The organism is Pseudorhodoferax sp. Leaf265 (assembly GCF_001422365.1).
Classification (GTDB): Bacteria; Pseudomonadota; Gammaproteobacteria; order Burkholderiales; family Burkholderiaceae_C; genus Pseudorhodoferax.
The window spans coordinates 122797-149045 of the sequence record NZ_LMMT01000011.1; the positions used below are offsets into that span (position 1 = coordinate 122797).

The 26249-nt window shown below is 69.1% G+C and carries 27 protein-coding genes; 6 read left to right on the forward strand and 21 right to left on the reverse strand.

Features of this window, described 5'->3' with window-relative positions; genetic code table 11:
• Positions 1–3 precede the first annotated feature (3 nt).
• The 19 genes from ASF45_RS11510 to ASF45_RS11600 form a co-directional block, all read right to left on the reverse strand.
• The gene (locus ASF45_RS11510) at positions 4–576 is read right to left on the reverse strand and encodes a HutD family protein (protein WP_255357787.1); all 573 of its coding nucleotides are present in this window, start codon (positions 574–576) and stop codon (positions 4–6) included.
• Complete coding sequence (locus ASF45_RS11515) at positions 573–1241, reverse strand: amino acid ABC transporter permease (protein WP_056661758.1); 669 nt, start codon at positions 1239–1241, stop codon at positions 573–575. Before ASF45_RS11515 ends, ASF45_RS11510 begins: the two co-directional genes overlap by 4 nt.
• A 946-nt stretch (positions 1242–2187) precedes the next feature.
• Positions 2188–2922 (reverse strand): transporter substrate-binding domain-containing protein, encoded by a 735-nt coding sequence (locus ASF45_RS11520; protein ID WP_056661761.1) that lies wholly within the window; start codon positions 2920–2922, stop codon positions 2188–2190.
• Positions 2923–2982: 60 nt separating this feature from the next.
• The gene (locus ASF45_RS11525) at positions 2983–3828 is read right to left on the reverse strand and encodes a phytanoyl-CoA dioxygenase family protein (protein WP_056661764.1); all 846 of its coding nucleotides are present in this window, start codon (positions 3826–3828) and stop codon (positions 2983–2985) included.
• A 2-nt stretch (positions 3829–3830) separates the two neighbouring features.
• Positions 3831–5546, reverse strand: a complete 1716-nt coding sequence (gene hutU, locus ASF45_RS11530) for a urocanate hydratase (RefSeq protein WP_156472966.1) — start codon at positions 5544–5546, stop codon at positions 3831–3833.
• A gap of 20 nt (positions 5547–5566) precedes the next feature.
• Positions 5567–7120 (reverse strand): histidine ammonia-lyase, encoded by a 1554-nt coding sequence (gene hutH, locus ASF45_RS11535; protein ID WP_056661767.1) that lies wholly within the window; start codon positions 7118–7120, stop codon positions 5567–5569.
• A 37-nt stretch (positions 7121–7157) separates the two neighbouring features.
• Positions 7158–7934 carry a histidine utilization repressor gene (hutC, locus tag ASF45_RS11540; protein ID WP_056661771.1) on the reverse strand — a complete coding sequence of 259 codons (777 nt, stop codon included), beginning with the start codon at positions 7932–7934 and terminating at the stop codon, positions 7158–7160.
• A 2-nt stretch (positions 7935–7936) separates the two neighbouring features.
• On the reverse strand, positions 7937–8761 hold the full coding sequence (locus tag ASF45_RS11545) for an ABC transporter ATP-binding protein (protein WP_369802117.1): 825 nt from the start codon (positions 8759–8761) through the stop codon (positions 7937–7939).
• Positions 8762–8796: 35 nt separating this feature from the next.
• The gene (locus tag ASF45_RS11550; RefSeq protein ID WP_235580885.1) at positions 8797–9570 is read right to left on the reverse strand and encodes an ABC transporter permease; all 774 of its coding nucleotides are present in this window, start codon (positions 9568–9570) and stop codon (positions 8797–8799) included.
• 81 nt (positions 9571–9651) lie between these two features.
• Positions 9652–10614, reverse strand: coding sequence for an ABC transporter substrate-binding protein (locus ASF45_RS11555; RefSeq protein ID WP_056661773.1), 963 nt, complete (start codon positions 10612–10614; stop codon positions 9652–9654).
• A 260-nt stretch (positions 10615–10874) separates the two neighbouring features.
• Positions 10875–11789, reverse strand: coding sequence for a ribokinase (locus ASF45_RS11560; protein ID WP_056661776.1), 915 nt, complete (start codon positions 11787–11789; stop codon positions 10875–10877).
• A gap of 5 nt (positions 11790–11794) precedes the next feature.
• Positions 11795–12712: a dihydrodipicolinate synthase family protein gene (locus tag ASF45_RS11565; protein ID WP_056661780.1), complete on the reverse strand. Its 918-nt coding sequence runs from the start codon at positions 12710–12712 to the stop codon at positions 11795–11797.
• Between the two features lie 23 nt (positions 12713–12735).
• Entirely contained in the window at positions 12736–13608 is an 873-nt protein-coding gene (locus ASF45_RS11570; protein ID WP_056661782.1) for an oxaloacetate decarboxylase, read from the reverse strand.
• A 4-nt stretch (positions 13609–13612) separates the two neighbouring features.
• Complete coding sequence (locus tag ASF45_RS11575) at positions 13613–14401, reverse strand: SDR family NAD(P)-dependent oxidoreductase (RefSeq protein ID WP_056661785.1); 789 nt, start codon at positions 14399–14401, stop codon at positions 13613–13615.
• Positions 14398–15183, reverse strand: coding sequence for an SDR family oxidoreductase (locus ASF45_RS11580; protein ID WP_056661788.1), 786 nt, complete (start codon positions 15181–15183; stop codon positions 14398–14400). Before ASF45_RS11580 ends, ASF45_RS11575 begins: the two co-directional genes overlap by 4 nt.
• Positions 15180–16196 (reverse strand): TRAP transporter substrate-binding protein, encoded by a 1017-nt coding sequence (locus tag ASF45_RS11585; RefSeq protein WP_156472967.1) that lies wholly within the window; start codon positions 16194–16196, stop codon positions 15180–15182. Before ASF45_RS11585 ends, ASF45_RS11580 begins: the two co-directional genes overlap by 4 nt.
• Positions 16197–16224: 28 nt before the next feature.
• The gene (locus tag ASF45_RS11590; protein WP_056661795.1) at positions 16225–17502 is read right to left on the reverse strand and encodes a TRAP transporter large permease; all 1278 of its coding nucleotides are present in this window, start codon (positions 17500–17502) and stop codon (positions 16225–16227) included.
• The gene (locus ASF45_RS11595) at positions 17499–18029 is read right to left on the reverse strand and encodes a TRAP transporter small permease (RefSeq protein WP_056661798.1); all 531 of its coding nucleotides are present in this window, start codon (positions 18027–18029) and stop codon (positions 17499–17501) included. Before ASF45_RS11595 ends, ASF45_RS11590 begins: the two co-directional genes overlap by 4 nt.
• Positions 18029–19453 carry an FAD-binding oxidoreductase gene (locus tag ASF45_RS11600; protein ID WP_056661801.1) on the reverse strand — a complete coding sequence of 475 codons (1425 nt, stop codon included), beginning with the start codon at positions 19451–19453 and terminating at the stop codon, positions 18029–18031. The genes ASF45_RS11595 and ASF45_RS11600 overlap by 1 nt, the downstream gene beginning before the upstream one ends.
• Before the next feature lie 145 nt (positions 19454–19598).
• Between ASF45_RS11600 and ASF45_RS11605 the strand changes: the two genes are divergently transcribed.
• Complete coding sequence (locus ASF45_RS11605; RefSeq protein WP_056661804.1) at positions 19599–20282, forward strand: GntR family transcriptional regulator; 684 nt, start codon at positions 19599–19601, stop codon at positions 20280–20282.
• Between the two features lie 10 nt (positions 20283–20292).
• On the opposite strand, the gene ASF45_RS11610 is transcribed toward ASF45_RS11605, so the two are convergent.
• On the reverse strand, positions 20293–20661 hold the full coding sequence (locus ASF45_RS11610; protein ID WP_056661807.1) for a response regulator: 369 nt from the start codon (positions 20659–20661) through the stop codon (positions 20293–20295).
• A 166-nt stretch (positions 20662–20827) separates the two neighbouring features.
• Between ASF45_RS11610 and ASF45_RS11615 the strand changes: the two genes are divergently transcribed.
• Positions 20828–21925 (forward strand): acyltransferase, encoded by a 1098-nt coding sequence (locus ASF45_RS11615; RefSeq protein WP_056661810.1) that lies wholly within the window; start codon positions 20828–20830, stop codon positions 21923–21925.
• Positions 21926–21969: 44 nt separating this feature from the next.
• Entirely contained in the window at positions 21970–22242 is a 273-nt protein-coding gene (locus ASF45_RS35220) for a hypothetical protein (RefSeq protein WP_156472968.1), read from the forward strand.
• 256 nt (positions 22243–22498) lie between these two features.
• Here the strand turns inward: ASF45_RS35220 and ASF45_RS11625 are convergent, their stop codons facing one another.
• Entirely contained in the window at positions 22499–23083 is a 585-nt protein-coding gene (locus tag ASF45_RS11625; RefSeq protein WP_056661816.1) for a TetR/AcrR family transcriptional regulator, read from the reverse strand.
• A gap of 139 nt (positions 23084–23222) precedes the next feature.
• Here ASF45_RS11625 and ASF45_RS11630 point away from each other — a divergent pair, with 139 nt between their 5' ends.
• The 3 genes from ASF45_RS11630 to ASF45_RS11640 are packed head-to-tail and all read left to right on the forward strand — an operon-like array spanning position 23223 to position 26186.
• Positions 23223–24317 carry an alkene reductase gene (locus ASF45_RS11630; RefSeq protein ID WP_056661817.1) on the forward strand — a complete coding sequence of 365 codons (1095 nt, stop codon included), beginning with the start codon at positions 23223–23225 and terminating at the stop codon, positions 24315–24317.
• 26 nt (positions 24318–24343) lie between these two features.
• Positions 24344–25132, forward strand: a complete 789-nt coding sequence (locus tag ASF45_RS11635; RefSeq protein WP_056661820.1) for an SDR family oxidoreductase — start codon at positions 24344–24346, stop codon at positions 25130–25132.
• Positions 25133–25187: 55 nt separating this feature from the next.
• Entirely contained in the window at positions 25188–26186 is a 999-nt protein-coding gene (locus ASF45_RS11640; protein WP_056661824.1) for an NADP-dependent oxidoreductase, read from the forward strand.
• The last annotated feature ends 63 nt before the right edge of the window (positions 26187–26249 follow it).

Here is a 26249-nt window from a genome sequence, read left to right on the forward strand (position 1 = left end):
TTCCTATCGGGCTGGATGCCATTGCACGGCCAGCAGCGCAGCGTCGGCGTCCACGGTGTGCAGGCGCCAGCAGGTGGCCGCATCCGCCCACCACAGGCCTTGGCCCGGGGCGAGCGGCGTGTCGCCCGCAAGCCAGTTGCTGCGCCATGCCAGCAGCAGGCCATGCGGGGCCGCGGGAAGCTCGGCCGCGCGGTGCAGGACATGGAATGCAGCGCGCAGCCGGCCGCGCCGCGTCATCACGTTGAAATCGCTGGAGGGGCCGCCCAGCAGTGTGCAGTCGATGCGCGCGTCGCCGCTGAACGCGAAGGGCGCCAGCGGCGTGGCCAGGCGGTGCTCCAGGCCATCGCCGTGCAGGCGCACGCCGTCGCCCTCCAGCAGCGTGATGATGCGGTCGACCCCCACGAACTGCGAGAACGGGCCGCTGGCCGCGATGCTGGCGATCGAGACGCGCCAGTCAAAGCCCTCGAAGCCCGCGCCCGGTGGCCAGCTCGCGATCTCGCGCGTGCTGCCGCCGCCGTTCTTCCAGGGCATGGCGGGCAAGTCCGCCACATCGAAACGCTGCACTGTGGAACTCACCGCACCAACCCTCCCTGGCTCAAGCGCCGTTCGAAATGCCGCAGCACCAGCATCACGGTGCCGGTCAGCGCAAAGTACACGGCCGCGATCGCCAGGTAGACCTCCAGCGAGCGGTAGGACGTGCTGATGATCTTCTGCCCTTCGTGCATCACGTCGTGGATGGTCAGCAGCGAGACCAGCGCCGAGTTCTTGATCAGCGCGATGAACTCGTTGCCCAGCGGCGGGATCATGCGCACCACGGCCTGCGGCAGGATGATGTGGCGCATGGCCGTGGGCGCCGTCATGCCCAGCGACTGCGCGGCCAGGGTCTGGCCCTGGTCGATGGACTGGATGGCGCCGCGCACGATCTCCGACACATAGGCGCCCGAGTACACGCCCAGGCCCAGCACGCCGCACAGGAAGGCCGGCAGCAGCAGGCCGAAGTGCGGCAGGCCGAAGAACAGGATGAACAGCTGCACCAGCAAGGGCGTGCCGCGCACCACGGTGACGTAGGCGGTGCAGGCGCCGTAGAGCCAGCGCCGCTGCGGGTTCAGGCGGCCGATGCCGACCAGCAGGCCCAGCATGCAGCCCAGCAGCAGCGCGCAAACCGTGATCTCGATGGTGACCAGCGTGCCGCGCGCGAGCGCGTCCCAGCCGCCCCAGACGGGGGAGAAGTCCAGATCCATGTCAGAAGTCCATGCCGAAAAAAGCCGCGGCCGAGCGCAGCGATGGCCCGTGTCTGTCCCCGCTCCCGGGGCCCCTGTGCCCACGCCGAGGAGCGCAGTGGCCTGGGCGGCGCGGGGAACCTCGCGCTTTGTTGACTGACTCATTGCACTTGTTCGAGCTGAACGAACGCAGTGAGTGGTGCGAGTTGTGCAATGCGCCCAGGCCGCGAGCACCGCAGGTTGCCCGGAGCGCTAGCGGAGGGACGGGGGCACCGGGGNTGAACGAACGCAGTGAGTGGTGCGAGTTGTGCAATGCGCCCAGGCCGCGAGCACCGCAGGTTGCCCGGAGCGCTAGCGGAGGGACGGGGGCACCGGGGCCGCCTTCTCTTTGGTTACTTTCTCTTGGCGGGACAAGAGAAAGTGACTGCGCTGCCGGGCGCACATCCCGGCCTCTGAGGCTTGCGCGAACGCAGTGTGTTCTATCGACGACCACGCCTGATCGGCGTTCGGAGGTGGGGCTATCCACCCCACACCCGGACTTACTTTTCTTGTCTCGCCAAGAAAAGTAAGCAAAAGAAGGCGACCCCGGTGCCCCTGTCCCTCCGCTAGCGCTCCGGGCAACCTGCGGTGCTCGCGCCATGGGCTGCATTGCGCAACTCATGCTGTTCACTTCGTTCACTGCATTCGAACAAGCGCAATGAGTCAGNCCGGGCAACCTGCGGTGCTCGCGCCATGGGCTGCATTGCGCAACTCATGCTGTTCACTTCGTTCACTGCATTCGAACAAGCGCAATGAGTCAGTTCACGAAGCGCGAGGTTCCCCGCGCAGCCCATGGCACTGCGCTCCTCGGCAGGGGCACAGGGGGAAGTCACATTCGGGCCATCGCTGCGCTCGGCCTGGCGCTCGGGCCGTCGCTGCGCTCGGCCTAGGCGCGCCGAGGGTTTCATTTCAATCGACCGCGGCCACATCAAGGCGTCGCCGGAAACCACTTCTTGACGATGGCGGCGTAGCTGCCGTTCGCCTTGAGCATGGCCAGCGCCTCGTTCACGGCTTTCGTCAGCTCCGGCGTGTCCTTGCGGATCGCCATGCCGTACTCCTCGGTCGTGAGCTGCTCGGGCAGCACCTTGAGGCCGGGCCGCGTGCGCACGTACTGGTAGGCGGCGGGCTTGCCCGTGACGGCGGCGTCGCTGCGGCCCACGTCCACGAGGTTGAACATCTCCTGGTTCTTCTCGACCTCGACCAGCTGCACCTTGGGATGGGCTTCCTTGAGGTAGCTCACCGACTTGGTGCCCACCTGCACGCTGACCTTCTTGCCGGCCAGGTCCGCCGGCGACTTGATGGTGGCGTTGTCGGCCTTGACCATGGCCACCAGGCCGCCCGCGTAGTAGGGCGCCGTGAAGTCCACGACCTTCTTGCGCTCGTCGGTGATGTAGATGGCCGACACCGCCATGTCCACGCGCTTGGAGACCAGGGCCGGGATCAGGCCCTTGAAGTCGATGTCCACCCACTCGATCTTGCGGCCCATCTGCTTGCCGACGGCCTCCACGAGCTCGGTGTCGAAGCCCGTGCGCTGGTTGTTCTCGAAGAACTCCATGGGCGGGAAGGTGGCGTCGGTGGCGACCTTGAGCACGGCCTGGGCATGGGCGCCGAAGGCGGTGGACGACAGCAGGGCCAGGGCCAGCAGGTGGCGGCGAAGAGGCATGGGGAATCTCCGGTAGGGAAGTGATGCAGGCGTGGGATCTAGCAGGATCGGGGCCGGGGCTCAACCGACCAGGCGCGGGAATAGCGCATGGTCCATGGGCGCGCCGGCCGGCAGTTCATCGGCCAGGCCCGGGAAGTCGGGCGAGGTGGTCCAGCGCCGCGGCGCATGGCGGATGTCGTCGCCCAGGAAGCGCAGCGAGAACACGCGGCGGCGCTGCTGGTTGCCGACTCCGGCGGCCGCGTGCAGGGTCAGCATGTGGAAGCAGACGAAGTCGCCCGGTGCAACGTCCCAGCCCAGGATGGGGAAGCGCTCGCGCGCCGCCTCGATGTCGGGCAGGTCCGCCAGGCTGCCTTCGGGGAACCACTTGGCCTGGTGGTCCATGAAGGTGCGCGGCATGAGCCAGGGGCCGCGGTGCGAGCCGGCCACGAACTCCAGCGTGGACGCGCGCGGCACCGGGTCGACCGGGATCCACATGCTCACGTTCTGCAGGCCGTCGATGTTGTAGTAGGGCTGGTCCTGGTGCCAGGGCGTCTTCTGCCGCGTGCCGGGCTCCTTGACGAGCAGGTGGTCGTGGTAGAGCCGCACTTCGCGCGAGCCCATGAGGCGCTGGGCCAGCAGGGCCAGCGGCGTCTCGAACACGAAGCGCCGGTAGGCCGGGATGTGCTGCCAGTTGCAGAAGTCCTCGAAGAAGCGGCCCGGGTCGTCGGGCCGGCTCGCGACCTTGCCGCGCGGGCTGGGTGCGGCCAGGTTGGCCTCGATGCCGTCTGCCAGCAGCGCGCGTTCGCCCTGCGTCAGCAACTGGCGGATGACGCAGGCGCCGTCGCGCTGGAACTGTTCGACCGTCGCATCGTCCACGCGCTCGGCCACGCGCTGGCGCAGCGCTTCGGTGTCGGGCAGCGTCTGCATGCTCACTTCACCATCGGCAGCTTGAGGCCAAACTTCTTGGCGGTCGCCACCGCGAGTTCGTAGCCTGCATCGGCATGGCGCATCACACCCGAGCCGCAGTCGTTGATGAGCACGCGGGCCAGCCGCTTGTCCGCTGCCTCGGTGCCATCGCACACGATGACCATGCCCGCATGCTGCGAGTAGCCCATGCCCACGCCGCCGCCGTGGTGCAGGCTGACCCAGGTGGCACCGCCCGCGGTGTTGAGCAGTGCGTTGAGCAGCGGCCAGTCACTGACCGCGTCGGTCCCGTCGCGCATGCCTTCGGTCTCGCGGTTGGGGCTGGCGACCGAGCCCGTGTCCAGGTGGTCGCGGCCGATCACGATGGGGGCCTTGAGCTCACCCGTGCGCACCATCTCGTTGAAGGCCAGGCCCGCGAGGTGCCGCTCGCCCAGGCCCAGCCAGCAGATGCGCGCCGGCAGGCCCTGGAAGGCGATGCGCTCGCGCGCCATGTCCAGCCAGCGGTGCGTGTGCTTGTTCTCGGGAAACAGCTCCTTGATCTTGGCGTCGGTCTTGTAGATGTCCTCGGGGTCGCCCGAGAGCGCAACCCAGCGGAACGGGCCCTTGCCCTCGCAGAACAGCGGCCGGATGTAGGCCGGCACGAAGCCGGGGAAGTCGAACGCGTTCGCCACACCTTCGTCCTTGGCCACCTGGCGGATGTTGTTGCCGTAGTCCACGGTGGGCACGCCCATGGCCTGGAAGTCCAGCATGGCCTGCACGTGCACGGCGCAGCTCTGCGCGGCGGCCTTCGTGAGCGCGGCATGCTGGGCCGGGTCTGCCATGGCGGCCTTCCACTGCGGCACGGTCCAGCCGGCCGGCAGGTAGCCGTGCACCAGGTCGTGGGCGGAGGTCTGGTCGGTCACGAGGTCGGGCTTGAGGCCACCGGCCTTCGCGCGCTTCACGAGTTCGGGCAGCACCTCGGCCGCATTGCCCAGCAGCGCGATGGAGACCGCCTCCTTGGCCGCCGTGTGCTGGCGGATCAGTTCGATGGCGTGGTCGATGTCACGGGCCTGCTTGTCCACATAGCGCGTGCGCAGCCGGAAGTCGATCGAGCTCTGCTGGCACTCGATGTTCAGCGAGACGGCGCCGGCCAGGGTCGCGGCCAGCGGCTGCGCGCCGCCCATGCCGCCCAGGCCGGCGGTCAGGATCCACCTGCCGGCGAGGTCGTTGTGGTAGTGCTGGCGGCCGGCCTCGACGAAGGTCTCGAATGTGCCCTGCACGATGCCCTGGCTGCCGATGTAGATCCAGCTGCCAGCGGTCATCTGGCCGTACATGAAGAGGCCCTTGCGGTCCAGTTCGTTGAAGTGTTCCCAATTGCCCCACTTGGGCACGAGGTTGGAGTTGGCCAGCAGCACGCGCGGCGCGTCGGCATGGGTCTTGAACACGCCGACGGGCTTGCCCGACTGCACCAGCAGCGTCTCGTCCTCGTCCAGGTCCTTGAGCGAGGCCAGGATCTGGTCGAAGCATTCCCAGTTGCGCGCCGCGCGGCCGATGCCGCCGTAGACAACCAGGTCCTCGGGCCGCTCGGCCACGTCGGGGTGCAGGTTGTTCTGCAGCATGCGGAACGGTGCCTCGGTCAGCCAGCTCTTGCACGTGAGCGCAGTGCCCGTTGGCGCGGCGATGCGGCGGCTGGGGTCGTGGCGGGTGCCGATGGCGGCGACGAAAGGCGCGGGTGCGTTCATGGCGGTCTCCTTGGGGGTGTTCAGGCGTGGCTCGGAAGGATGGCGGTGACGGCGCTCGGCCAGGCACGGCCCTGGGCACCCAGGGCCCATTGCCGCATGGACTCCACGTCGGGCGCAAGGTAGCGGTCCTGCTCGATGAAGCCCACGTGCGCGCGGATGGCATCGAACTCGGCTTCCATGAGCGGGCTGGACTTGAGCTCGTGTTTCAGTTCGATGCCCTGGCAGGCGGCCATGGCCTCGATGCCGACGACCACGGCCGTGTTCTCCACCATGTCGGCCAGGCGGCGCGCGGCGAAGGTGGCCATGGACACATGGTCCTCCTGGTTGGCCGAGGTGGGCAGGCTGTCCACGCTGGCCGGGTGGGCCAGCGACTTGTTCTCGGACGCGAGCGCCGCGGCGGTGACCTGGGCGATCATGAAACCGGAGTTGACGCCGCCGTCGCGCACCAAGAAGGGTGGCAGCATCGACAGGCCCGAGTCCAGCAGCAGCGCCATGCGGCGTTCGGAGATGGCGCCGATCTCGGCGATGGCCAGCGCGATGATGTCGGCCGCGAAGGCCACGGGCTCGGCGTGGAAGTTGCCGCCCGAGATCACCTCGCCCGTGTCGGTGAAGACCAGCGGGTTGTCGGACGCCGCATTGGCCTCGGTCACCAGCACGCGCGCTGCATGGGTCAGGTTGTCCAGGCAGGCGCCCATGACCTGCGGGATGCAGCGGATCGAGTACGGGTCCTGCACGCGGCCGCAGTTGGCATGGCCGGGGATGATCTCGCTGCCTTCCAGCAGTGCGCGCACGGCGCCGGCCACGGCGATCTGACCGGGCTGGCCGCGTGCGGCGTGGATGCGCGCATCGAAGGGCTTGATCGAGCCCTGGATGGCTTCGAGCGAGAGCGCGCCGGCCATCAGGCCCGCGGCGAACACGTGCTCGGCGCCGAACAGGCCGGCCAGCGCCAGCGCGGTGGAGACCTGCGTGCCATTGAGCAGCGCCAGGCCCTCCTTGGGGCCCAGCACGAAGGGTTCCAGGCCGATGGCGCGCATCGCATCAAAGCCCGGCACCACGCGGCCGTCCGCGAGTTCCGCCTCGCCCTCCCCGATCAGCACGCAGGCCAGGTGCGCCAGCGGCGCCAGGTCGCCCGAGGCGCCGACCGAGCCCTTGGCCGGAATGCGTGGCACCACGCCGGCATTGAACAGCGCCAGCAGCGCATCGACGATCTCCGGCCGGATGCCCGAGTGGCCGCGCGCCAGGCTCACAGCCTTGGTCGCCAGCACCAGCCGCACCACGCCGGCCGCCAGGGGCGCGCCCGTGCCCACGCTGTGCGAGAGCACCAGGTTGCGCTGCAACTCGGCCAGCCGCTCGGGCGGGATCACCGTCTGCGCGAGCTTGCCGAAGCCGGTGTTGATGCCGTAGACCACGGCGCCGGCATCGAGGATGGACTGCACGGTGGCCTGCGCGGCCAGCAGGCCGGGGCGTGCGCTGTCGTCCAGCGCCAGCCGTACCCCACCGCTGTGGATGCGGCGCAACGCGGCCAGGCCGACAGCGCCCGGCGAGAGCGTCAAGGTGTTCGTTTCAGGGGTCATCGCTTTTCCTGTCTATACAAGTGGAGGCGCAAAAAATTCAGGCCAGACCCTGGTTGCCGTCGTTGCGCAAGCGGCTGCCCAACCGGTAGCGCGAGGCCGGGTGCAGGCAGCGCACCAGCGTGATGGTCTGGCCGCGTGCCCAGGTGCGGCGCGTCAGCAGCAAACAGGGCTCGGCCTGGTCCATGGTCAGGCGCTCGGCCTGCTCGGCCGTGGGCAGCACCGCGTCGACCAGGTGCTCGATCTGGTCGAACGGCACGTTGCGCACCAGGTACTCGCTGGGCGTCACGGCCGAGAAGTCCTGCTCGAAAAAGGCCGGCACGATGCGTGGGTTCACATAGCGGTCTTCCAGCTGCACGGGCACGCCGTCCTCCAGGTGCAGGCAGACGCAGTGCACGAGCGACTCGCCCATGCGCACGTCCATCCAGACCGCCACGTCGGGCGAGGCCGCCACGCGCTCGGCAGCGATCAGCTGGAAGCCATAGTCGTGCCCGCGGCTGCGGATCTCGCTGGCGATGTTGGCGATCTGCAAGAGCGTGGACTGCGGCTTGGCCTCGGCCACGAAACTGCCCACGCCGGCCACGCGCACCACCCTGCCCTGGTCCATGAGTTCGCGCAGCGCGCGGTTGGCCGTCATGCGCGAGATGCCGAACTGGGCCACCAGCTCGTGCTCGGACGGCAGCCGGTGGCCGGCCGGCCACTCGCCGCTCTGGATGCGGCGCGTGATGTGCTCCTTGACCTGCTCGTACAGCGCCAGCGCGGGCGCGGCCTCCGAGCGCGCGGAGGCCTGTCTGGCGGTCGCAGGGCCGGGCTTCATGCTCAATGTTCCGCCGCGGCCATGGACTCGGCGCGGATCTCTTCGGTCAGCCGGGCCTTCAGCTCCATGAACGCGGGCGTGGTCTTGACCGTGTAGTGCCGCGGGTGCGGCAGGTCCACCGCGATCTCGGTCTTGATGCGGCCGGGCCGCGCGCTGAACACGGCCACGCGGCTGGCCATGAAGATGGCCTCGTCGATGTCGTGCGTGACGAACAGCACCGTCTTCTGCTCGGCCTCCCAGATGCCCAGCAGCAGCTCCTGCATGAGCACGCGGGTCTGGTTGTCGAGCGCGCCGAAGGGCTCGTCCATGAGCAGGATCTTGGGGTCGTTGGCCAGCGCCCGCGCGATCGCCGTGCGCTGCTGCATGCCGCCCGACAGCTGCTTGGGAAAGTGCTGCTCGAAGCCGCGCAGGCCGACCTTGGCGATGAAGTAGTCGGCGCGCTCCTTCTGCTGGGCCTCGGGCAGGTTGCGCTCGCGCAGGCCGAAGCGGATGTTCTGCTCGATGTTGAGCCAGGGGAACAGCGTGTAGCTCTGGAACACCATGCCGCGGTCGGCGCCGGGGCCTTCCACGTTCTGGCCGTCCAGCAGCACCTGGCCGGAGGTCGGGTAGTCCAGCCCCGCGACGATGCGCAGCAGCGTGGACTTGCCGCAGCCCGAAGGGCCGAGGATGGTCACGAAGTCGTTCTTGCGCACCTCGAAATCGACCGGCTGCAAGGCCTGGGTCGACTTGCCGCCGGGGCTCGTGAAGGTGCGCGAGACGCCGCGGATCGAGAGTTGGTTGAGCGCCGACAGGCCGCCCTTAGGCGCGAACGCCCCCTCGGGGGGCAGCGAGGACACGGAGTGCCGAGCGTGGGGGTTCATATTCATAGCGACGCCCAGGCGAACAGCTTGCGGTTGACCGCCTTGAAGATGAAGTCGGAGACCAGCCCGATCAGGCCGATCACGATGATGCCGAAGATGATCTGGCCGGTGTTCAGCAGCGCCTGGCTGTCGGTGATCATGTGGCCGATGCCCGAGGACGAGCCGATCAGCTCGGCCACGATCACATAGGTCCAGGCCCAGCCCAACACCAGGCGCAGCGTCTCGGCGATGCCGGGCGCGGCGCCCGGGATCAGCACGCGGCGCACGATGCCGCGGCTGTCGGCGCCCAGCGTGTAGGCGGCTTCTACCAAGTCCTTGCGCGCACCGCCCACGGTGACGGCCACCATCAGGATGATCTGGAACACCGAGCCGATGAAGATCACGAGCAGCTTCTGCGTCTCGCCGATGCCGGCCCACAGGATCAGCAGCGGGATGAAGGCCGAGGCCGGCAGGTAGCGGCAGAACGAGACGAAGGGTTCGAGGAAGGCTTCGACTGGCTTGTAGGCGCCCATCGCGATGCCCAGCGGCACGGCGACGACGGCCGCCAGGATGAAGCCGCCCAGCACGCGCCACACCGTCATGCCGATGTCGTGGATGAAGCCGTACTCGGTGAACAGCAGCCAGGCCTCCTGCACCATGGTGATGGGGCTGGCCAGGAAGGTCGGCGAGACGAAGCCACCGAGCGTGAAGAACGCCCAGACGGCCACGAACAGCACGAAGAACGCCAGGCCCAGCAGCCAGCGGGCCTGCGCGCTGACAGGCTCCAGCGGCACCATGCCGCGGCGCCGGCGCGCAGGCGCCGCCTGGGCCGCTGGCACCGCCGAGGGAAGAACGCGGGTGGTGTCGCCGGCCATGGCTTACTTGATGAAACTGGCGTCGTACATGGCGGCCCAGTTGTCGGGCTGCTTGCGGATCACGCCGGCCTCCTGCAGGATCACCGCGGCCTCCTTCATGAAGGTCTCCAGCTCACCGGCGAAGAACTTCTGGTTGGCCGCCTTGTCCTGCCAGCGCAGGAAGCTTGCGGACTTGGCGAAGGCCTCGCCGGTCTGCTTGACCGCGCCACCCATGATCTCGTTGGCCTTGGCCGTATCGCTCTTGATCATGTCCAGGGCCTGGAAGTACGAATCCACCAGCGCCTTGGCGGCGGCGGGGTTGGCCTTCAGGAAATCGGGCGCGCAGCCCAGCGTGTCCTGGATGTGCGGGAAGTCCAGCGTGGTCGCCAGGATCTTGCCGGCGGCGGCGTTGTCGCGCACGGTCGAGAGGTAGGGCTCGTAGGTCACGGCGGCATCGTTCTGGCCGGTCACGAAGGACTGGGCGGCCGGCTGCGGCGCCAGCGTGACGGTCTTGACGTCCTTGATGCTCATGCCGTTCTTGCTGAGCAGCCAGGCCAGCGTGAAGTACGGCGCGGTGCCGGGTGCGTCCACCGCCACGGTCTTGCCCTTGAGGTCGGCGAAGGTCTTGATGTCGTTGCGCACGGCGATGCCGTCGGCGCCGTAGGACTTGTCCAACTGCACGATCTGCACGATGGGCACGCCGTTGGTGTTCCAGGCCACGTGGGTCTCCACGGTGGTGGCGGCGCACTGGATGGACTTGGAGGCCAGGGCCAGGTGGCGGTCCTTCTGCGGAATCATCTTGATCTCCACGTCCAGCCCGTTCTTCTTGAAGATGCCGGCCTTGTCGGCCAGCGTCAGCGGCGCGAAGCCGGTCCAGCCGGACATGCCGATCACGACCTTGGTCTGGGCCGCCGCGCCCTGGGCCACAGCGGCCAGCGCGCCTGCGGCCAGCACGGTGGCGATCTTGGAGAAAACTGTTTTGGCCATGCGGCCCTCCTGGTTGGGGTTGAACGCTTCGGAATGCTTCCGTTTTGCCGGTGGCACCCGGGGAAGGGCACGCGCGGCGCAGTCTCATTCGCTTGAGCAGACCTGTATATACAGATTAACCCGTGAGTATCCCCAATCTGGGGCGCGCTCCCGGGCCGGACTGGTGCGCAGTCACCGGGACGGTGCCTGCGCGGGCAGGGCTGCCGGCGAATGGAGGGGCAAGTGCAGGGAGCGTGCCAGGCGCGCCGGCCTGGCCGGGATCAGCGTGCGAGCAGTGCGTCCACGGCAGCTGCCGTCGGCATCCCGCCGATGGCGCCCTGCCCCGCCACCGACAGCGCCGCCGCCGCATTGGCCCGCTGCATGGCGTGCTCCAGCGGCAGGCCGCGTGCGAGCGCCGCGGCCAGTGCGCCATTGAAGGTGTCGCCAGCGCCGATGGTGTCGGCCACGGCGTCCATGCGCCAGCCCGGGATGGACAGCGCTGCGGCACCCGGGCGCCAGAGCCGGCAGCCGTCTGCACCCAGCGTGGCCAGCACGGCGCCGACGCCGCAGGCCAGCAGGCGCTGCGCGCCCTGCTCCAGCGGCGCGTCGGGCGGCAGGTCTGCCAGGCTGCGCAGCTCGGTTTCGTTGGGCGTCAGCAGGTCGGTCAGGCCCAGCAGTTCGTCCGGCAGCGCGGCCGCCGGTGCGGGATTCAGCAGTGTGGTCACGCCGGCCGCGCGCGCGATGCGGAAGGCCGCCAGCGTGGCGGCCTGCGGCACCTCGTTGGAGGCGATCACGACGCGGGCCCCTGCGATCGTGGCCTGCGCGGCCTGCACCTGGGCTGCGCCCAGGCCGACGCCCGCGCCCGGCGCCACCGCGATGCTGTTGTCGCCGTCGTCGAACACGAGGATCTGCGCCACGCCGCTGCGTTCGCCGTCCACCTGTTCCACGTGCGTGGTCAGGATGCCTTCACGCGCCCAGAGGTCCAGGCCCATGCGGCCGAAGTCGTCGCGGCCGATGCGCGCGACCACAGCCGTGCGTGCGCCCTGGCGTGCGCAGGCCACGGCCGCGTTCGAACCCTTGCCGCCCGGGCTGATGTCGAAGGAACGCGCCAGCACGGTCTCGCCGCGCGCCATGGGCCGCGCCACGCGCGACACCAGGTCGGCATTCCAGCTGGCGATGCAGACGACATCCACCATGGGGATCAGTCCTTGCTGCTGTCGAGCGCGAAGGCGGCCATCTGCGCTTCGATGCGCGCCAGCTCGGCCTCGTCCAGCACCACCAGCGGCGGACGCACACGGCGCCAGCCGGCGTCGTTGTCCAGGATGGCCATGATGGCCTTGAACGCGGCCGTCATGCCGTAGCCGCCCAGGATGTCCAGGAAGGCGCGCACGCGCTGCAAATCGCGCTGCGCGGCCTCGTCGCCCTGCGCCAGCGCCAGGCGGCCGACCAGGTGCGGCATCACGTTGGCGATGCCGCTCACCGCGCCCAGGCTGCCGCGCGCGCCCATGGTGGGCAGGTCGGGCTCGTTGCCGACCCAGACCTGCATGCCGGGCATGAAGGCTTCGGCATAGGCGATGGAGTCGGCGCGCGTGCAGCCGCTGTCCTTCAAACCGACGATGGTGTCCGGGTACAGCAGGCGCAGCGTGGAGATGACCTGGTGCGACAGGCGCACGCCCGAGACCTGGGGGATGTGGTACAGCACCACGCGCAGGCGGGCGTCGGCCACGCCGTCGATCACGTAGCGGTAGGAATCGATGATGCCCTGGTCGGGCACGCCCTTCAGGAAGAACGGCGGCAGGATCAGGCAGCGCGTGGCGCCCACCGACAAGGCGTGGCGCGTCAGCTCCAGCGTGTCGGGCAGCGCGGCGCAGCTGGTCGAAACCAGGATGCGCTCGGCCGGCACACCACCGGCGATCAGGCCCTCCAGCGCGGCGCGGCGCTCGGCCACCGTGAACGAGGGGCCCTCGCCCGTGGTGCCGAAGGGCGTCACGCCGGCGCAGCCGCCGTCGATCAAGGCCTTCGCGTGTTTGGCGAACTTGGGGATGTCGATGCTGAGGTCGGCGTTCAGGGGCGTCAGCAGTGCGGGCCAGATGCCGGCATGGGAAACAGAGGTGCTCATGGGTGACTTTCGGGTCGGTGGAATCAGGCGGCGCCGCCGAACTGTTCGTCCAGCTGCTGGTGGTGTGACAGGCCGACGGTGTCGGCGAAGGCGGCATAGGACAGGCCGGGCTGCGCCAGCGCGCCCGGCGTGCCGCCGGCGTGCAGGGCGGCCAGCGACTCCTGCACGGCGCGCGCGGCGCTGAACAGGGCCGTGACGGCGTAGAACACGATGGAGAAGCCCATGGCCTGCAGCTCGGCCGCCGTGAGCGCCACGGCCGGCGTGCCGTCGACGATGGAGACGACCTTGGGTCCGGCCACGCGGCGCCCGACGGCCTCGACTTCGGCCACGGTCTTGATGCCGTCCACGAACACGAGGTCCACGCCCGCGTCCTGGTAGCGCTGGGCACGCGCCACGGCTTCGTCGATGCCGGCGGCCGGCAGCGCGTCGGTGCGGCCGATGATGAGCAGGCCGTCATTGCCGCGTGCCTGCACGGCGCAACGCAGGCGGCGCGCGTTCTCGGCCGCGTCGATCAGGCGGATGCCGGCCATCTGGCCGCAGCGCTTGGGGGCCACCTGGTCCTCCAGGTGGATGGCCGCGACGCCGGCCTGCACGTACTCGCGCACCGTGCGCTCGATGTTGGACGGGCCACCGTAGCCGGTGTCGGCATCGGCGATCACGGGGATGCCCACCGCGCGCACCATGTCGCGCGCATGCGTGGTCATCTCGGTCTGCGTGAGCAGGCCGATGTCGGGCTGGCCCAGCCGCGTGGCCGTGGCGCCGAAGCCGGTCATGTAGATGGCGGGGAAGCCGGCGCGCTCGACCAGGCGGGCGCTCAGGCCGTCGTAGGCGCCAGGTGCCTGGACGATGGTGCCGCTGGCAAGCAGGTTCTTGAGTGTGGCTGCGGGGTGGTGCATGGGTTCAACTCATCATGAGACCGCCATCGACATTGATGGCCTGGCCCGTCATGTAGTCGGATTCTGGCGCTGCCAGGAAGGTCGCGACGTCGGCCACGTCCTCAGGGCGCTGCGGGCGACCCATGGGGATGCCGGCGATGCGCTGCCGCCAGACCTGGCCTTCGCCCAGGCCTTGCAGCGCGCCCCAATCGCGGTCCATGCCGCGCCACATCTCGCTCTCGACCAGGCCCGGGCAGATCGCGTTGACCGTGAGCTGCGGCGCGAACGCGATGGCGGCCGACTGCGTGAGGCTCAGCACCGCGGCCTTGCTCGCGCGGTAGTGCGGGATCACAGCGGCGATGGGGCCGGCGCCCGGGCGCCCGGCGATGGACGCCATGGTGATGATCTTGCCGCGCGGTCGACCCGCAGCCAGTGGCTCTTGCTGCAGCATCTGCCGGACAGCGGCCTGCAAGCTCAGGAAGCAGCCCTTGACGTTGACGCCCAGCATGCGGTCCCAGTCGGCGCCTTCGAGTTCGAGGAAGGGCTTGAGCTGCATGATGCCGGCGTTGCAGACCATCACGTCGAGCCGGCCATGTTGGGCGACGATGCGCTCGACGAGCTGGCGGCATTGCGCCGCATCGGTCACGTCGGCCGGCACGCCCAGCGCGCCGATCTCGTCGGCCGCGCGCTCGCAGCGCGCTGCATCGATGTCGGAGATGACCACGCGCGCGCCGCGCTCGGCGAACTTGCGCGCCACGGCCAGGCCGATGCCCTGGCCCGAGCCGGTCACGGCGACAACCAAGGGTGCGGTCATGCGGGCTTCTTGCGTGTGAGTGGCTGGTCCTGCACATAGGTGCGGTTCCACACCGGCGAGATCACGAGCTCGTTGACGCACACATGCGCAGGCGCCTCGGCGATGAAGCGGATGGTGCGGCCCAGGTCGGCCTCCTGCAGCATGCGCGCCTTGTCCGCCTCGGTCGGCTGCACGGGCCGCTTCTTGAGGATGGGCGTGGCAACCTCGCCCGGGCACAGCGCCGTGGCGCGCAGGCCGTTCACGCATTCCTCGATGTTGAAGGAGTGTGTGAGCGCCATCATCGCGGCCTTGCTCGACGTGTACGCCGGGCCCGTCATGTACTCGTAGTGGAAGCCCGCGAACGAGGCCACGTTGATGACCGTGCCCTGTCCCCGCGCGCGCATGCCCTTGAGCACCGCCAGCGTGCAGTAGGTCGCGCCGTTCAGGTTGATGCCCACCACGTCGGCGAAGGTCTCCGCATCCGTGTCGCACCAGTAGCGCTTGGGGTAGTTGAGCCCCGCGCTGTTGACGAGGATGTCGACCCGGCCGAACTCGGCCTGGATCGCGTCCGCCACGGCGTTCACCGCCTTGGCGTCGGCCACGTTCAAGGGTTTGGCCGTGATGCTGCCCGCCGGTGCACCGCGCGATTCGGCCTCCACGATGGCCGCGTCCAGCTTGGCCGCGTCGCGGCCCGAGATCACGACGCGCGCACCGGCCTTGGCCAGGTCCACCGCACCGGCCAGGCCGATGCCGCTGCCGCCGCCCGTGACCCAGGCGACCTGTCTCTCCAAAAGGCCGCTCATTGCCCACGGATCCGCTTGAGTTCTTCGGTGACCAGCGCGATCGGCTCTTCGCCGATCGCCTTGGCGTGGCGCTCGTAGATGACCTTGGTCTTCTCGCGGATGCGTGCGGTCTCGGCCGGGCTGATCTCGTTCACGGCCATGCCCTTGCTGCGCAGGTTGTCCACGCTCTTGGCTTCCATGGCGCGGTTGGCCTTGCGTTGCTCGGCACGGCCGACCACGGCGCAGTCCTTGAGCACGGTGTGTTCCTGCTCCGACAGGCCGTCCCAGACCTTCTTGGAGAACAGCACCAGCGTCGGGCTGTAGGCGTGCTTGGACAGCGTGAGGTACTTCTGCACCTCGTAGAACTTCATGTTCTCGATGTTGGTGAACGGGTTCTCCTGGCCGTCGACGGTCTTGGTCTCCAGCGCCGAATAGACTTCGGTGAAGGCCATGGGCACGGCGTTGCTGCCCAGGGTCTTGAAGGTGTCCAGGTACACGTTGTTCTGCATCACGCGCATCTTCACGCCGTCGAAGTCCTCGACCTTGGTGATCGGGCGCTTGGAGTTGGTGGTGTGGCGAAAGCCGTTCTCCCACCAGGCCAGGTTGATGAGGCCCACGGCCGGCATCTTGGCCGAGAACCAGTCGCCCACCTTGCCGTCCAGCAGCTGGTCGGCCTCGGCCGCGGTGTTGAACAGGAAAGGCAGGTCGAACACGCCGAGTGCCGGCACGATGGAGACCACCGGCGCGGTGGAGGTCAGCACCATGTCGATGGAGCCGGTGCGCACGCTCTGCGTGCTGGTCAGGTCGCTGCCCAGCGATCCGTCCCAGAAGGCCTGGATCTTCATCTTGCCGCCGGACTTCTCCAGCGTGCAGGCGCCCATGGCCGCCAGGCCGTTGCCCATGGGGTGCTCCTTGCTCACGCCATTGGAGACGCGGAAGTTGCGGTCCTTGAACTGGGCGCTGGCGCTGCCGGCGGCCAGCAGCAAGGTGGCGCCGGCCACGGCGGTCAGGGCAAGCCGGGAAATGTTCGTCATGGTCATGTCTCCAGGGTGGGAAAAAGGGTCAGCTCAGCCACTTGAGCGGCACGAGCACGAGGTCGGGGAACAGCACGAGCAGGAACAGCACGGCCAGTTCGGCCCACAGGAAGGGCCACAGCCCCTGCATCAGGTCCTTCATCGAGATCTTGGCCACGCCGCAGATCACGTTCAGCACGATGCCCACGGGCGGCGTGATCAGGCCGATGGCGTTGTTCATGATGAACAGCACGCCGAAGTAGACCGGGTCGATGCCGGCCTCCTTGATCACCGGCATCAGCACCGGCGTCAGGATCATCAGCGTGGGCGCGAAGTCCAGCGCCGTGCCGACGATGACCACGATCACCATGATCACGAACATCAGCACGATCTTGTTGAACATGAAGGGCTGCAGCAGCGCCGAGACCTGCTGCGGCACCTCCGAGGTCGTGATCAGCCAGGCCGAGACCAGCGCCGCGGCGATCAGGAACACCACCACGGCCGTGCTCTTGGCGGCCGAGACCAGCAGCGGGTAGAGCTGGCGCAGCGGCAGTTCGCGGTAGACGAAGGCACCCAGCACGAAGGCGTAGACGCAGGCCACCACGCCGGCCTCGGTCGGCGTGAACACGCCGAACTTCAGGCCGCCGATGATGCCCAGCGGCATCAGCAGCGCCCAGATGCCGCCGAACGCGGCCCGGCCACGCGCCGCCATGCTCTGGCGCGGCAGCACGGAGACCTGGTCGCGCCGCGCCACCCATTGCCAGGTCAGCAGCAGGGCCAGGCCCATCATGAGGCCCGGGAAGATGCCGGCCAGGAACAGCTTGCCGATGGAGACGTTGGCGATCACGCCGAACACGATCAGGCCGATGGACGGCGGGATCACGGGTGCGATCACGCCGCCGGCGGCGATCAGCCCGGCCGAGCGCGGCACGTTGTAGCCGGCCTTGCGCATCATGGGGATCAGCAACGCGCCGATGGCGGCCGCGTCGGCCGCGGCGCTGCCCGAGATGGCGGCCATCAGCACCGAAGCGAAGATCGCCACCACGCCCAGGCCGCCGCGGATGTGGCCGACCCAGGCCAGCGCGAAGTGCACGATGCGCTTGGAGATGCCGCCTGCGTTCATGAGTTCGCCGGCCAGCATGAAGAACGGGATCGCCAGCAGCGGGAAGCTGTCGGCCCCCTCCACGAGCTTCTGCGACAAGATGGTGGTGTCGATCTGCCCCTGCGCCACCATCAGCGCGGCGCCGCAGACCAGCAGCGCGAACGCGATCGGCAGGCCCAGCATCATGGCGCCGAGCAGCGAGAAGGTGAAGACGGCGATGGTCATGGCCGGACCTCCACCGGGGTCGTCGGGTGCAGGTTCTCTTCGCTCTCGCTGATGGCGACCAGCTCGTCGTCGGCGATTTCGTTGCGCGCGATGCGCCACAGCGTGCGCAGCGCCATCGCGCCGATGGCGATGGCGGTCAGGTAGGCCACGCCGAACACCCAGATCATGGACAGGCCTGTGACCGGCGCCGCCGTGGTGGCGTTGATCTCGTGCTGCACCCAGGTGCCACGGAACATCATCACGCAGCACAGCAGTGTCAGGCCCTGGCACAGCGTGAGGCAGATGAGCTTGCCGCGGCGCGACAGCTTGTTGACGAAGTTGTCCATGCCCAGGTGCGCGCCCTCGCGCATCGCGACGATGGCGCCGATGAAGGTCAACCAGATGAAGAAGAAGCGCGACAGCTCCTCGGACACCTGGATGCCGGAGTTGAAGGCGTAGCGCAGCAGCACGTTGCCGAACACCATGAGCACCATGCCCAGCAGCAGCGCTGCGAGCACGGCCTCGATCACCTTGAACACGCGGTCCATCAGATCACCTTGCCTGGGTTCAGCAGGCCTTGCGGGTCCAGCGCGGCCTTCAGCGTGCGCATGAGCGCGATCTCCTCGGGGCTGCGCGCGTACGACAGGTAAGGCTTCTTGGCCGTGCCGATGCCGTGCTCGGCAGAGATGCTGCCCTGGAAGTCGCGCACGGTGCTGTAGATCACCTCGTCCATGCGCTTCTTGGGTTGGTCCTCGATGGACAGGCCCTCCACCCAGGCCACCAGGTGCACATTGCCGTCGCCGATGTGGCCGTAGTAGACGCTCTGGCAGCCCGGGATCTGGGCCAGCAGCGCGGCCTTGCATTGGGCGGCGAAGGCGTCCATGTCGCGCACCGCGAGCGCCACGTCGTAGGAGACGTGGGGGCCGAGGGCCTGGAAGAACTCCGAGCAGGCGTCGCGCAGCGCCCAGAACGACTGCGTGTCGGCCACGGACTGGGCCAGCGCCGCGTCGGCCAGGCCGCCGCCGTCGGCGAACTGCTCCAGCCAGGCCGCGAAGCGCGGGCCATCGACGGCTTCGTCCGTGCCCTGGGCTTCCACGAGCACGTAGAAACCATGGTCGCCGGCGACCGGCGGGCGCACGCCAACCCGCTTCGTCACGACTTCCCAGTAATCGGGCCACATGACCTCGAAGGCCGACAGCAGCGGGCCCAGGCCACGGCGCGAGGCGTTCAGCAGGCGCACGACGGAGGCGTAGTCCGGCAGCGCGCACAGCGCCGACATGGTGCAACCCGGCTGCGGGTGCAACCTGAGCACGATGCGTGTGATGATGCCCAACGTGCCTTCGCTGCCGATGAACAACTGCTTCAAGTCGTAGCCCGCGTTGTTCTTCATCATCTTGTTCAAGCTGGTGACGATGGTGCCGTCGGGCAGCACCCACTCCAGGCCCAGCACCAGCTCGCGCGCCATGCCGTAGCGGATCACACGGTTGCCCCCGGCATTGGTCGACAGGTTGCCGCCGATGGCGCAGGAGCCGCGCGAGCCCAGGTCCAGCGCGAAGTACAGGCCGGCGTCGCTGGCGGCGCGCTGCACGGCCTCCAGCGGCGTGCCGGCGCGCACGGTCATCGTGGCGCTGTCGGGGTCGATCTCCTCCACGCCCACCAGGCGCTCGAGCGACAGCGCGACCCAGCCGTCCTCGGGCCGCGCACCACCGCACAGGCCGGTCAGGCCGCCCTGGGGCACCACGGGCAGCGAGGCCTCGCGGCAGGCACGCAGCGCGGCCGAGACGCCGGCCGCGTCCACCGGGCGGACCACCGCCAGCGGATGGGTCGGCGGCTGCGTGCTCCAGTCGTTCCTGTTGCGCTCGGGCACGTCGGCGCCGATCAGCACCGTGGCCGCGCCCAACTGGTCGCGCAGCCTGGTGAGCACTTCGATGGCGCGGGCCGCGTCTGCGCCCGCCGTGGTGGTCGTGTTCATGGGCGGCAAGTATCCTTGTATGTAAGGTACTAAAGCACTAGTGCAAACACTGATGGCAGAATGGCCCGGCCCTGGCGAGAACCCGGCTTGTTCTGCGAGACTCAGATGCCCTCTCGTGACGGGCGCATCCACAGGAGACCGCGCCGTGAGCGCACCCAGTTTCAAGATCGAAGCCCCCCGTTCGCTGGCGACCCAGGTCGCGCAGCGGCTGCGCGAAGCCATCGTCGACGGCCAGTTCGCGCTGGGCGAGATGATTCCGGAGGAGCAGCTCGCCACCTCGTTCGGCGTCAGCCGCACGCCGGTGCGCGAGGCGCTCAACCAGCTGCAGCAGTTGGGGCTGGTGGCCGTCAGGCCGCAGCGTGGCAGCTATGTGTTCGAGGCCAGCGAGGCCGACGTGCAGGCGCTGTGCGAATTCCGCATGCTGATCGAGCCGCGCGCCGCCGAGCTGGCCTTCCGCCATGCGCGCGAGGACACCATCGCCGAGATCCGGGCCGCCATCGCCGAGATGACCGCCGCGCGCAAGAGCAAGGACGGCGTGCGCTACAGCCGCGCCGACACACGGCTGCACGAGGCCTTCGTCCTGCACTGCGGCAACAGCTACCTGCAGGCCGCCTACGCCACGGCCGGCGCCAAGATCGCGGCGCTGCGCACGCACCTGTCGGCCCCGGCCGACGTGCTGCGGCCGGCTGGCTACGAGCAGCACCAGCAGTTGCTGGCCTATTTCAGCGACGGCGATTTCGCAGCCTTCGACGCGCTCATGCGCGTGCACGTGGCCGGCACGCGCGAGAGCTACGTGGCCAGCCTCAAGGCACGCCGCGCCGCCGCCTGAGCCGCGCCCCTCACGGGCGCGGCAGCTGCGCGAGGACCTCCAGCAGCAGGTCCAGCTCGGTGGATTTGTCGTAGATGCCGTCGATGGCGATGGCACTGCAACGCTCGCGGATGCTCGGCGTCGCGTAGTTGCTCAGCACATAGATGCGCTGCCCGGCATCGCGCCGTTCCAGGGCCCTGGCCACCCCCAGGCCCGAGCCCTGCTTCAGGAACAGGTCGATCAGCGCCACATCCCAGGCGGTATGGCGCAGGGCGTCGATGGCGGCGTTCTCGCCATCGGCCCAGGCCACCACCTGTGCGCCCAGCACTTCTTCCAGCATCTCCTGCATGGTCTGGCGAATCAAGAAGTTGTCTTCCACAAGGAAGATGCGAAGCGGCATGGGCAAAGCCAGGAGACCTGAAGGATGTGGCCCATATGCTAGCTCCACGGGTCGACGCCTGATGTAGGTCAAGCGCGCTTCGTCGCCCAGGCGATCAGGCCATGGCGCCCACGGCTCGGTCACAATGCGCGCCCAGGTACACCAGCATGAATGGGAGACAACACGTGTGAGCCGCGGCCTGTCGGTGTATCTGGATCTGCTGCGCTTCGTGGCGGCGCTCGCGGTGTTCATGCTGCACGCGAGCTTCGAACGCTTTTCGGGTGGGCTGCCGTTCTTCTGGCGCTTTGCCATCTTCGGCAACGACGCCGTGATGCTGTTCTTCGTGCTGTCGGGTTTCGTGATCGCGCACGTGGCCGTGCGCGAGGCCGACAGCCCACGCAGCTACGCGGCGGCGCGGCTGGCGCGGCTGTGGTCGGTCTGTGTTCCAGCGCTGGGGCTGACCGTGCTGCTCGACGGCATCGGCATCCAGCTCGCCCCCGGCCTGTACGACTTCACGCTGTACGCATACGACCATCCGGTCGCCCGCACCCTGGCCAGCCTGCTGTTCGCCAACGAGCTGTGGTTCTGGTCGCTGCAGCCGTTCTCCAACACGCCGTACTGGTCGGTCGGCTACGAGTTCTGGTACTACGTGCTGTTCGGCGCGTGGCTGTTCACGCCGGGGCGCCGGCGTTGGCTGGCATGCGGCCTCGTCGCGCTTGTGATGGGTCCCAAGATCATGCTGCTGTTGCCGGTGTGGCTGGCCGGGGTGTGGGCCTACCGCACGCCCCTCGCGCAGCGCCTGGCACCGGCCGCCGCCGGCTGCCTGTGCGCAGGCACGCTGGCGGGCTACCTGGTGTACCGCTACTCGGCCATGCCCGAGGCACTGGCCACGTTCACAGTGCGGTGGCTGGGCGAGGCGACCAGCCTGCACCTGGGCTGGTCGGCGAATTTCCTCGCAAACTACGTGGTGGGTGCGCTCGTCGCGCTGCATTTCGTGGGCGCGCGGCGCCTTCTGCACGAGGGCGCACCAGTGCCGCAGCGGCTGGAGCGCCGCATCCGCACCCTGGCCGGCTTCACGTTCGCGCTGTACCTGTTCCACAACCCGCTGCTGCAGTTCTTCGGCGCGCTGGCGCATTGGCTCGGGTGGTGGCAGCACCGCATGCTGCCCGTCGTGCTGGGGCCGCTGCTGGTGGTGTGGCTGCTCGGCGCGCGGACCGAGCGACTCAAGGGCCCGCTCAAGGCCTTGCTGCTGCGCGCGTTCTCCAGGCCGACTGCGCGCGGCTGACGTCCGAGAGGCGCCAGCGCCGGTCAACCGGTCGCGCCGCCGGCATGCGAGGCGCCAACGACGGCTGCCACGGCCAGGCCGGCGGCGGTTTGCCAGCGCGGGCTCTGCAGGACCGCCGAGCGGACACCACGGTCCATGTCCTGCACGGGGACGCCGACCCCGTGATGCCTGCTGCGCTGGCCCAGGCCGCGTCTGCGCACCTGCGCCAGCTCGGCACCACCGTCACGCTCGACATGGCGCCCGGCGCTGGACACCAGCCCGATGCGGCCCTGCCGGAGCACCTGGCTTCGGTCCTTCGTTGCAGAACAGCCACTTGACGCGCACCCGTCCGCACAGGGCATGGCCTTCTTCCATGGACCTGTGACCGCGGCGCGGATGCCCCCGCGCAGTCGCCGCTGAGGAGGCAGATCCAGCGCAACAGGCGGCCGGTGGGCCTAACGCCGGTCCTGCAGCCGAAGGAGCCGCGCCCGGGCTTCGCAGCCGCGTGTCCGGCCTGCTGCATGGGCGGGCCATCGGGCCGGCGGAGGTCCACCAAGTGCGCGAACGGCATGCCGCGACCGCGGCGTGCGTCGGCTACGCGTCCCGGGCGGGCGGCCGCCTCGACAGCACCGCAGCACGGCAGACATCCAGGATCTCGTCGGCGAGTGCGGAGTCATCAGGGCAGGCCCGCGACAGCACCAGCGCGCCGATCACCTGCGCAATCACCTCGATGCGCCTGGCGCGCAGCTCGCCTGCGCGCTTGGCGTCCTGTGGCGCAGCGGACTGGCTGGCCAGCGTTGCCAGCAGGCTTTCGATGCCGGCCGCAAACGCCGCCTTGATCGGCTCCGGCTGACGCGCCGCGTCCCCGCACAGCGCGGCCATCGTGCAGCCCTCGCCGCGCGCGTCGCGGTGCTCGCGCGACAGGTAGTGCGTGACGAACGCAGCCGCATCGACACCCTCGGCCTTGGCCGCTGCCTGCGCGAAACCGCAGGTCGCCGCCTCGGCCAGCAGGTCGGCCTTGGACGGGAAGTGCTTGTAGAACCCGCCATGGGTGAAGCCGGCGACCGCCATCAGGTCCGCGATCCCCACCCCGTCGTAGCCGCGCTCGCGGAACAGCGCCGCGGCCGTCTGCACGATGTGCGCCCGGTTCGCCTGCGCCTGCGCTTTGGTGACTTTCATGTCGGCGATCTCCGTGGGATGGGCCGTCGGTGGAGCCGTGACTATACATTGATGTCAATCGTCATTAAAACTCTTGACGACAAAGATGATGATCGACATCATTGCGGCAATTCTCCTTCGCCACGCGATCCACCACCCCATGACCGACACCACGCTTTTCCAGCCCTACACCCTGGGCCCGCTCCAACTGGCCAACCGCATCGTGATGGCGCCGCTCACGCGCAACCGTGCGGGCGCCGGCCTGGTGCCCAGCGCGCACGCCGCCACCTACTACGGCCAGCGCGCCTCGGCGGGCCTGCTCATCACCGAAGCCACCCAGATCTCGGCCGACGCCCAGGGCTACCAGGACACGCCGGGCTTGTACACACCCGCGCAGATCGAGGGCTGGCGCCAGGTGACCGAGGCCGTGCACGCCAGGGGCGGGAAGATCTTCGTGCAGCTGTGGCACGTGGGCCGCATCTCGCATGTCGACCTGCGCCCTGGCGGCACTGCGCCGGTCGCCCCGTCCGCCATCCGCGCGGCGGCCAAGACCTTCGTGCACAACGGCTTCCACGACGTCTCCGAGCCGCGCGCCCTGCGCCTGGACGAGATCGCAGGCATCGTCGAGGACTTCCGCCAGGCGGCAGCCAATGCGCTTGCAGCAGGCTTCGACGGCGTCGAGGTTCACGGCGCCAACGGCTACCTTTTGGAGCAGTTCATCAAGGACGGCGCCAACACCCGGACCGACGCCTACGGCGGCTCCATCGAGAACCGCGCCCGCCTGCTGCTCGAAGTCACGGCCGCCGTGGCCAAGGAAATCGGTGCCGACCGCACCGGCGTGCGCCTCTCGCCGGTGTCGTCGGCCGGCGCCATCTCCTGCAGCGATCCGCAGCCGCAGTACGACCACATCGCCGAGCAGCTCAGCGCGCTGGACATCGTCTACCTGCATGTGGTCGAAGGCGCCACGGGCGGCGCGCGCGATGCCGCGCCGTTCGACTTCGACGCCCTGCGCACCCGCTTCAAGAACACCTACCTGGCCAACAACGGCTACGACCTGCCGCTGGCCCAGGCCCGTCTGGCCGCGGGCCAGGCCGACCTGTTCGCCTTCGGTCGCCCCTTCATCGGCAACCCCGACCTGGTGGAACGGCTAAAGACCGGCGCGCCCCTCGCTGCGTTCAACCCGGCCACGCTCTACGGCGGAGGCGCCGCGGGCTACACCGACTACCCGTCGCTCGCGGAATCGAGCGCCCAGTGACTTTTTCCAACGCACGAAAGCAGCACATGACCACCCGTTCCACCGTTCTCATCACCGGCGCCTCGACCGGCATCGGCGCCACCTACGCCGACCGCTTCGCCCGCCGCGGCCACGACCTGGTGCTGGTCGCCCGCGACAAGGCGCGCCTGCAAGCGCTCGCAGCGCGGCTGCGCGCAGACACCGGCGCTGGCGTCGACATCCTGGCAGCCGACCTGACCCAGCCCGGCGACCTGGCCGCAGTCGAGGCGCGCCTGCGCGACGACGCACGCATCGACACCCTCATCAACAACGCCGGGGCTGCACTGTCCGGCCCGTTCATCGACCAGGCGACCGAGGCCGTGGCCCGGCTGGTCGCTCTCAACACCACCGCACCCGTCCGGCTGGCCAGCGCCATCGCCCCGCGCCTGGCGCAGGCCGGCACCGGCGCGATCGTCAACATCGGCTCGGTGGTCGGCCTGGCGCCTGAGTTCGGCATGTCGGTCTACGGCGCGACCAAGGCCTTCGTGCAGTTCCTGTCGCAGGGGCTGAGCCTGGAGCTCGCGCCCAAGGGCGTCTATGTGCAGGCGGTGCTGCCCGCCGGCACGCGCACCGAAATCTGGGAGCGCGCTGGCATCGATGCCAGCGCCATGCCCGACCTGATGGACGTGGGTGCGCTGGTGGATGCCGCACTGGTCGGCTTCGACCGCCGCGAGAGCGTGACCATTCCGCCGCTGCACGACGCGGCGCACTGGGATGCGCTGGATGCCGCACGGCGGGCACTGGTGGGGGATCTGCGCCAGGCCCAGGTGGCGCAGCGCTACCGGGCCGCGGCCTGAAACGCGCGGTCCGCCGCAAGCGTTCGACCGAGACAGCCTGGAGCAGTACCCCCTCATGAAAGCGTTCATCATCGACCGCTACGGCAAGAACCAAGGCCGCATCGGCGACATGCCCGAGCCCGAGCTGCGTGAGGACGACGTGCTGGTCCAGGTCCACGCCGCGAGCGTCAATGCCCTGGACTCGAAGATCAGGAGCGGCGCGTTCAAGCCGATTCTTCCCTACCGGCTCCCGCTCATCCTGGGCAACGACCTGGCCGGCACGGTCGTCCGGGTCGGCTCCCGCGTTCGCAGCTTCAAGCCAGGCGACGAAGTCTATGCGCGCGCCGACGACGACCGCATCGGCAGCTTCGCCGAGCGCATCGCCATCCGGGAATCGTCGCTGGCACCCAAGCCCAGAAACCTCGGCATGGTCGAGGCGGCCTCGCTTCCACTGGTGGCGCTGACGGCCTGGCAGACGCTGGTGGAGACCGCCCAACTGAAAGAGGGACACAGGGTGATGATCGCGGCCGGCTCCGGTGGTGTAGGCACTATCGCCATCCAGCTGGCCAAGCATCTCGGTGCGTTCGTGGCCACGACCACCAGCACGGCCAACGTCGGCTGGGTGCAGGAGCTGGGTGCGGACATCGTCATCGACTACAAGAAGCAGGACGTCAGCACCGTGCTGCGCGGCTATGACGTGACGCTGAACAGCCTGGGCAAGGACGCTTTGCACAAGGCGCTCCAAGTGCTCCGACCGGGCGGGCACCTCATCTCCATTTCAGGGCCACCCACCCCGGCGTTCGCCGCCGCGCGGGGCCTGGCCTGGCCGCTCCAGCAGCTGCTGCGCCTGCTGAGTTTCGGCATCAGGAGCAAGGCCAGGAAGAACGGGGTGGCCTACACCTTCGTCTTCATGCGCGCCGACGGAGCGCAGCTGCGCGAGATCACATCGCTCGTCGAAGCGGGCGCCATCCGCCCTGTCGTCGACAAGGTGTTCCCGTTGCGGGACACGGACAAGGCGTTGGCATACGTCGACAGCGGACGCGCCAAGGGCAAGGTTGTGCTGCAACTGGTGTAGCCAGCGCCGGCCGTACCCGCTCAGCTGCGTCCGGTGTCCTGCATCCACGGCGCGCTCCAGCCA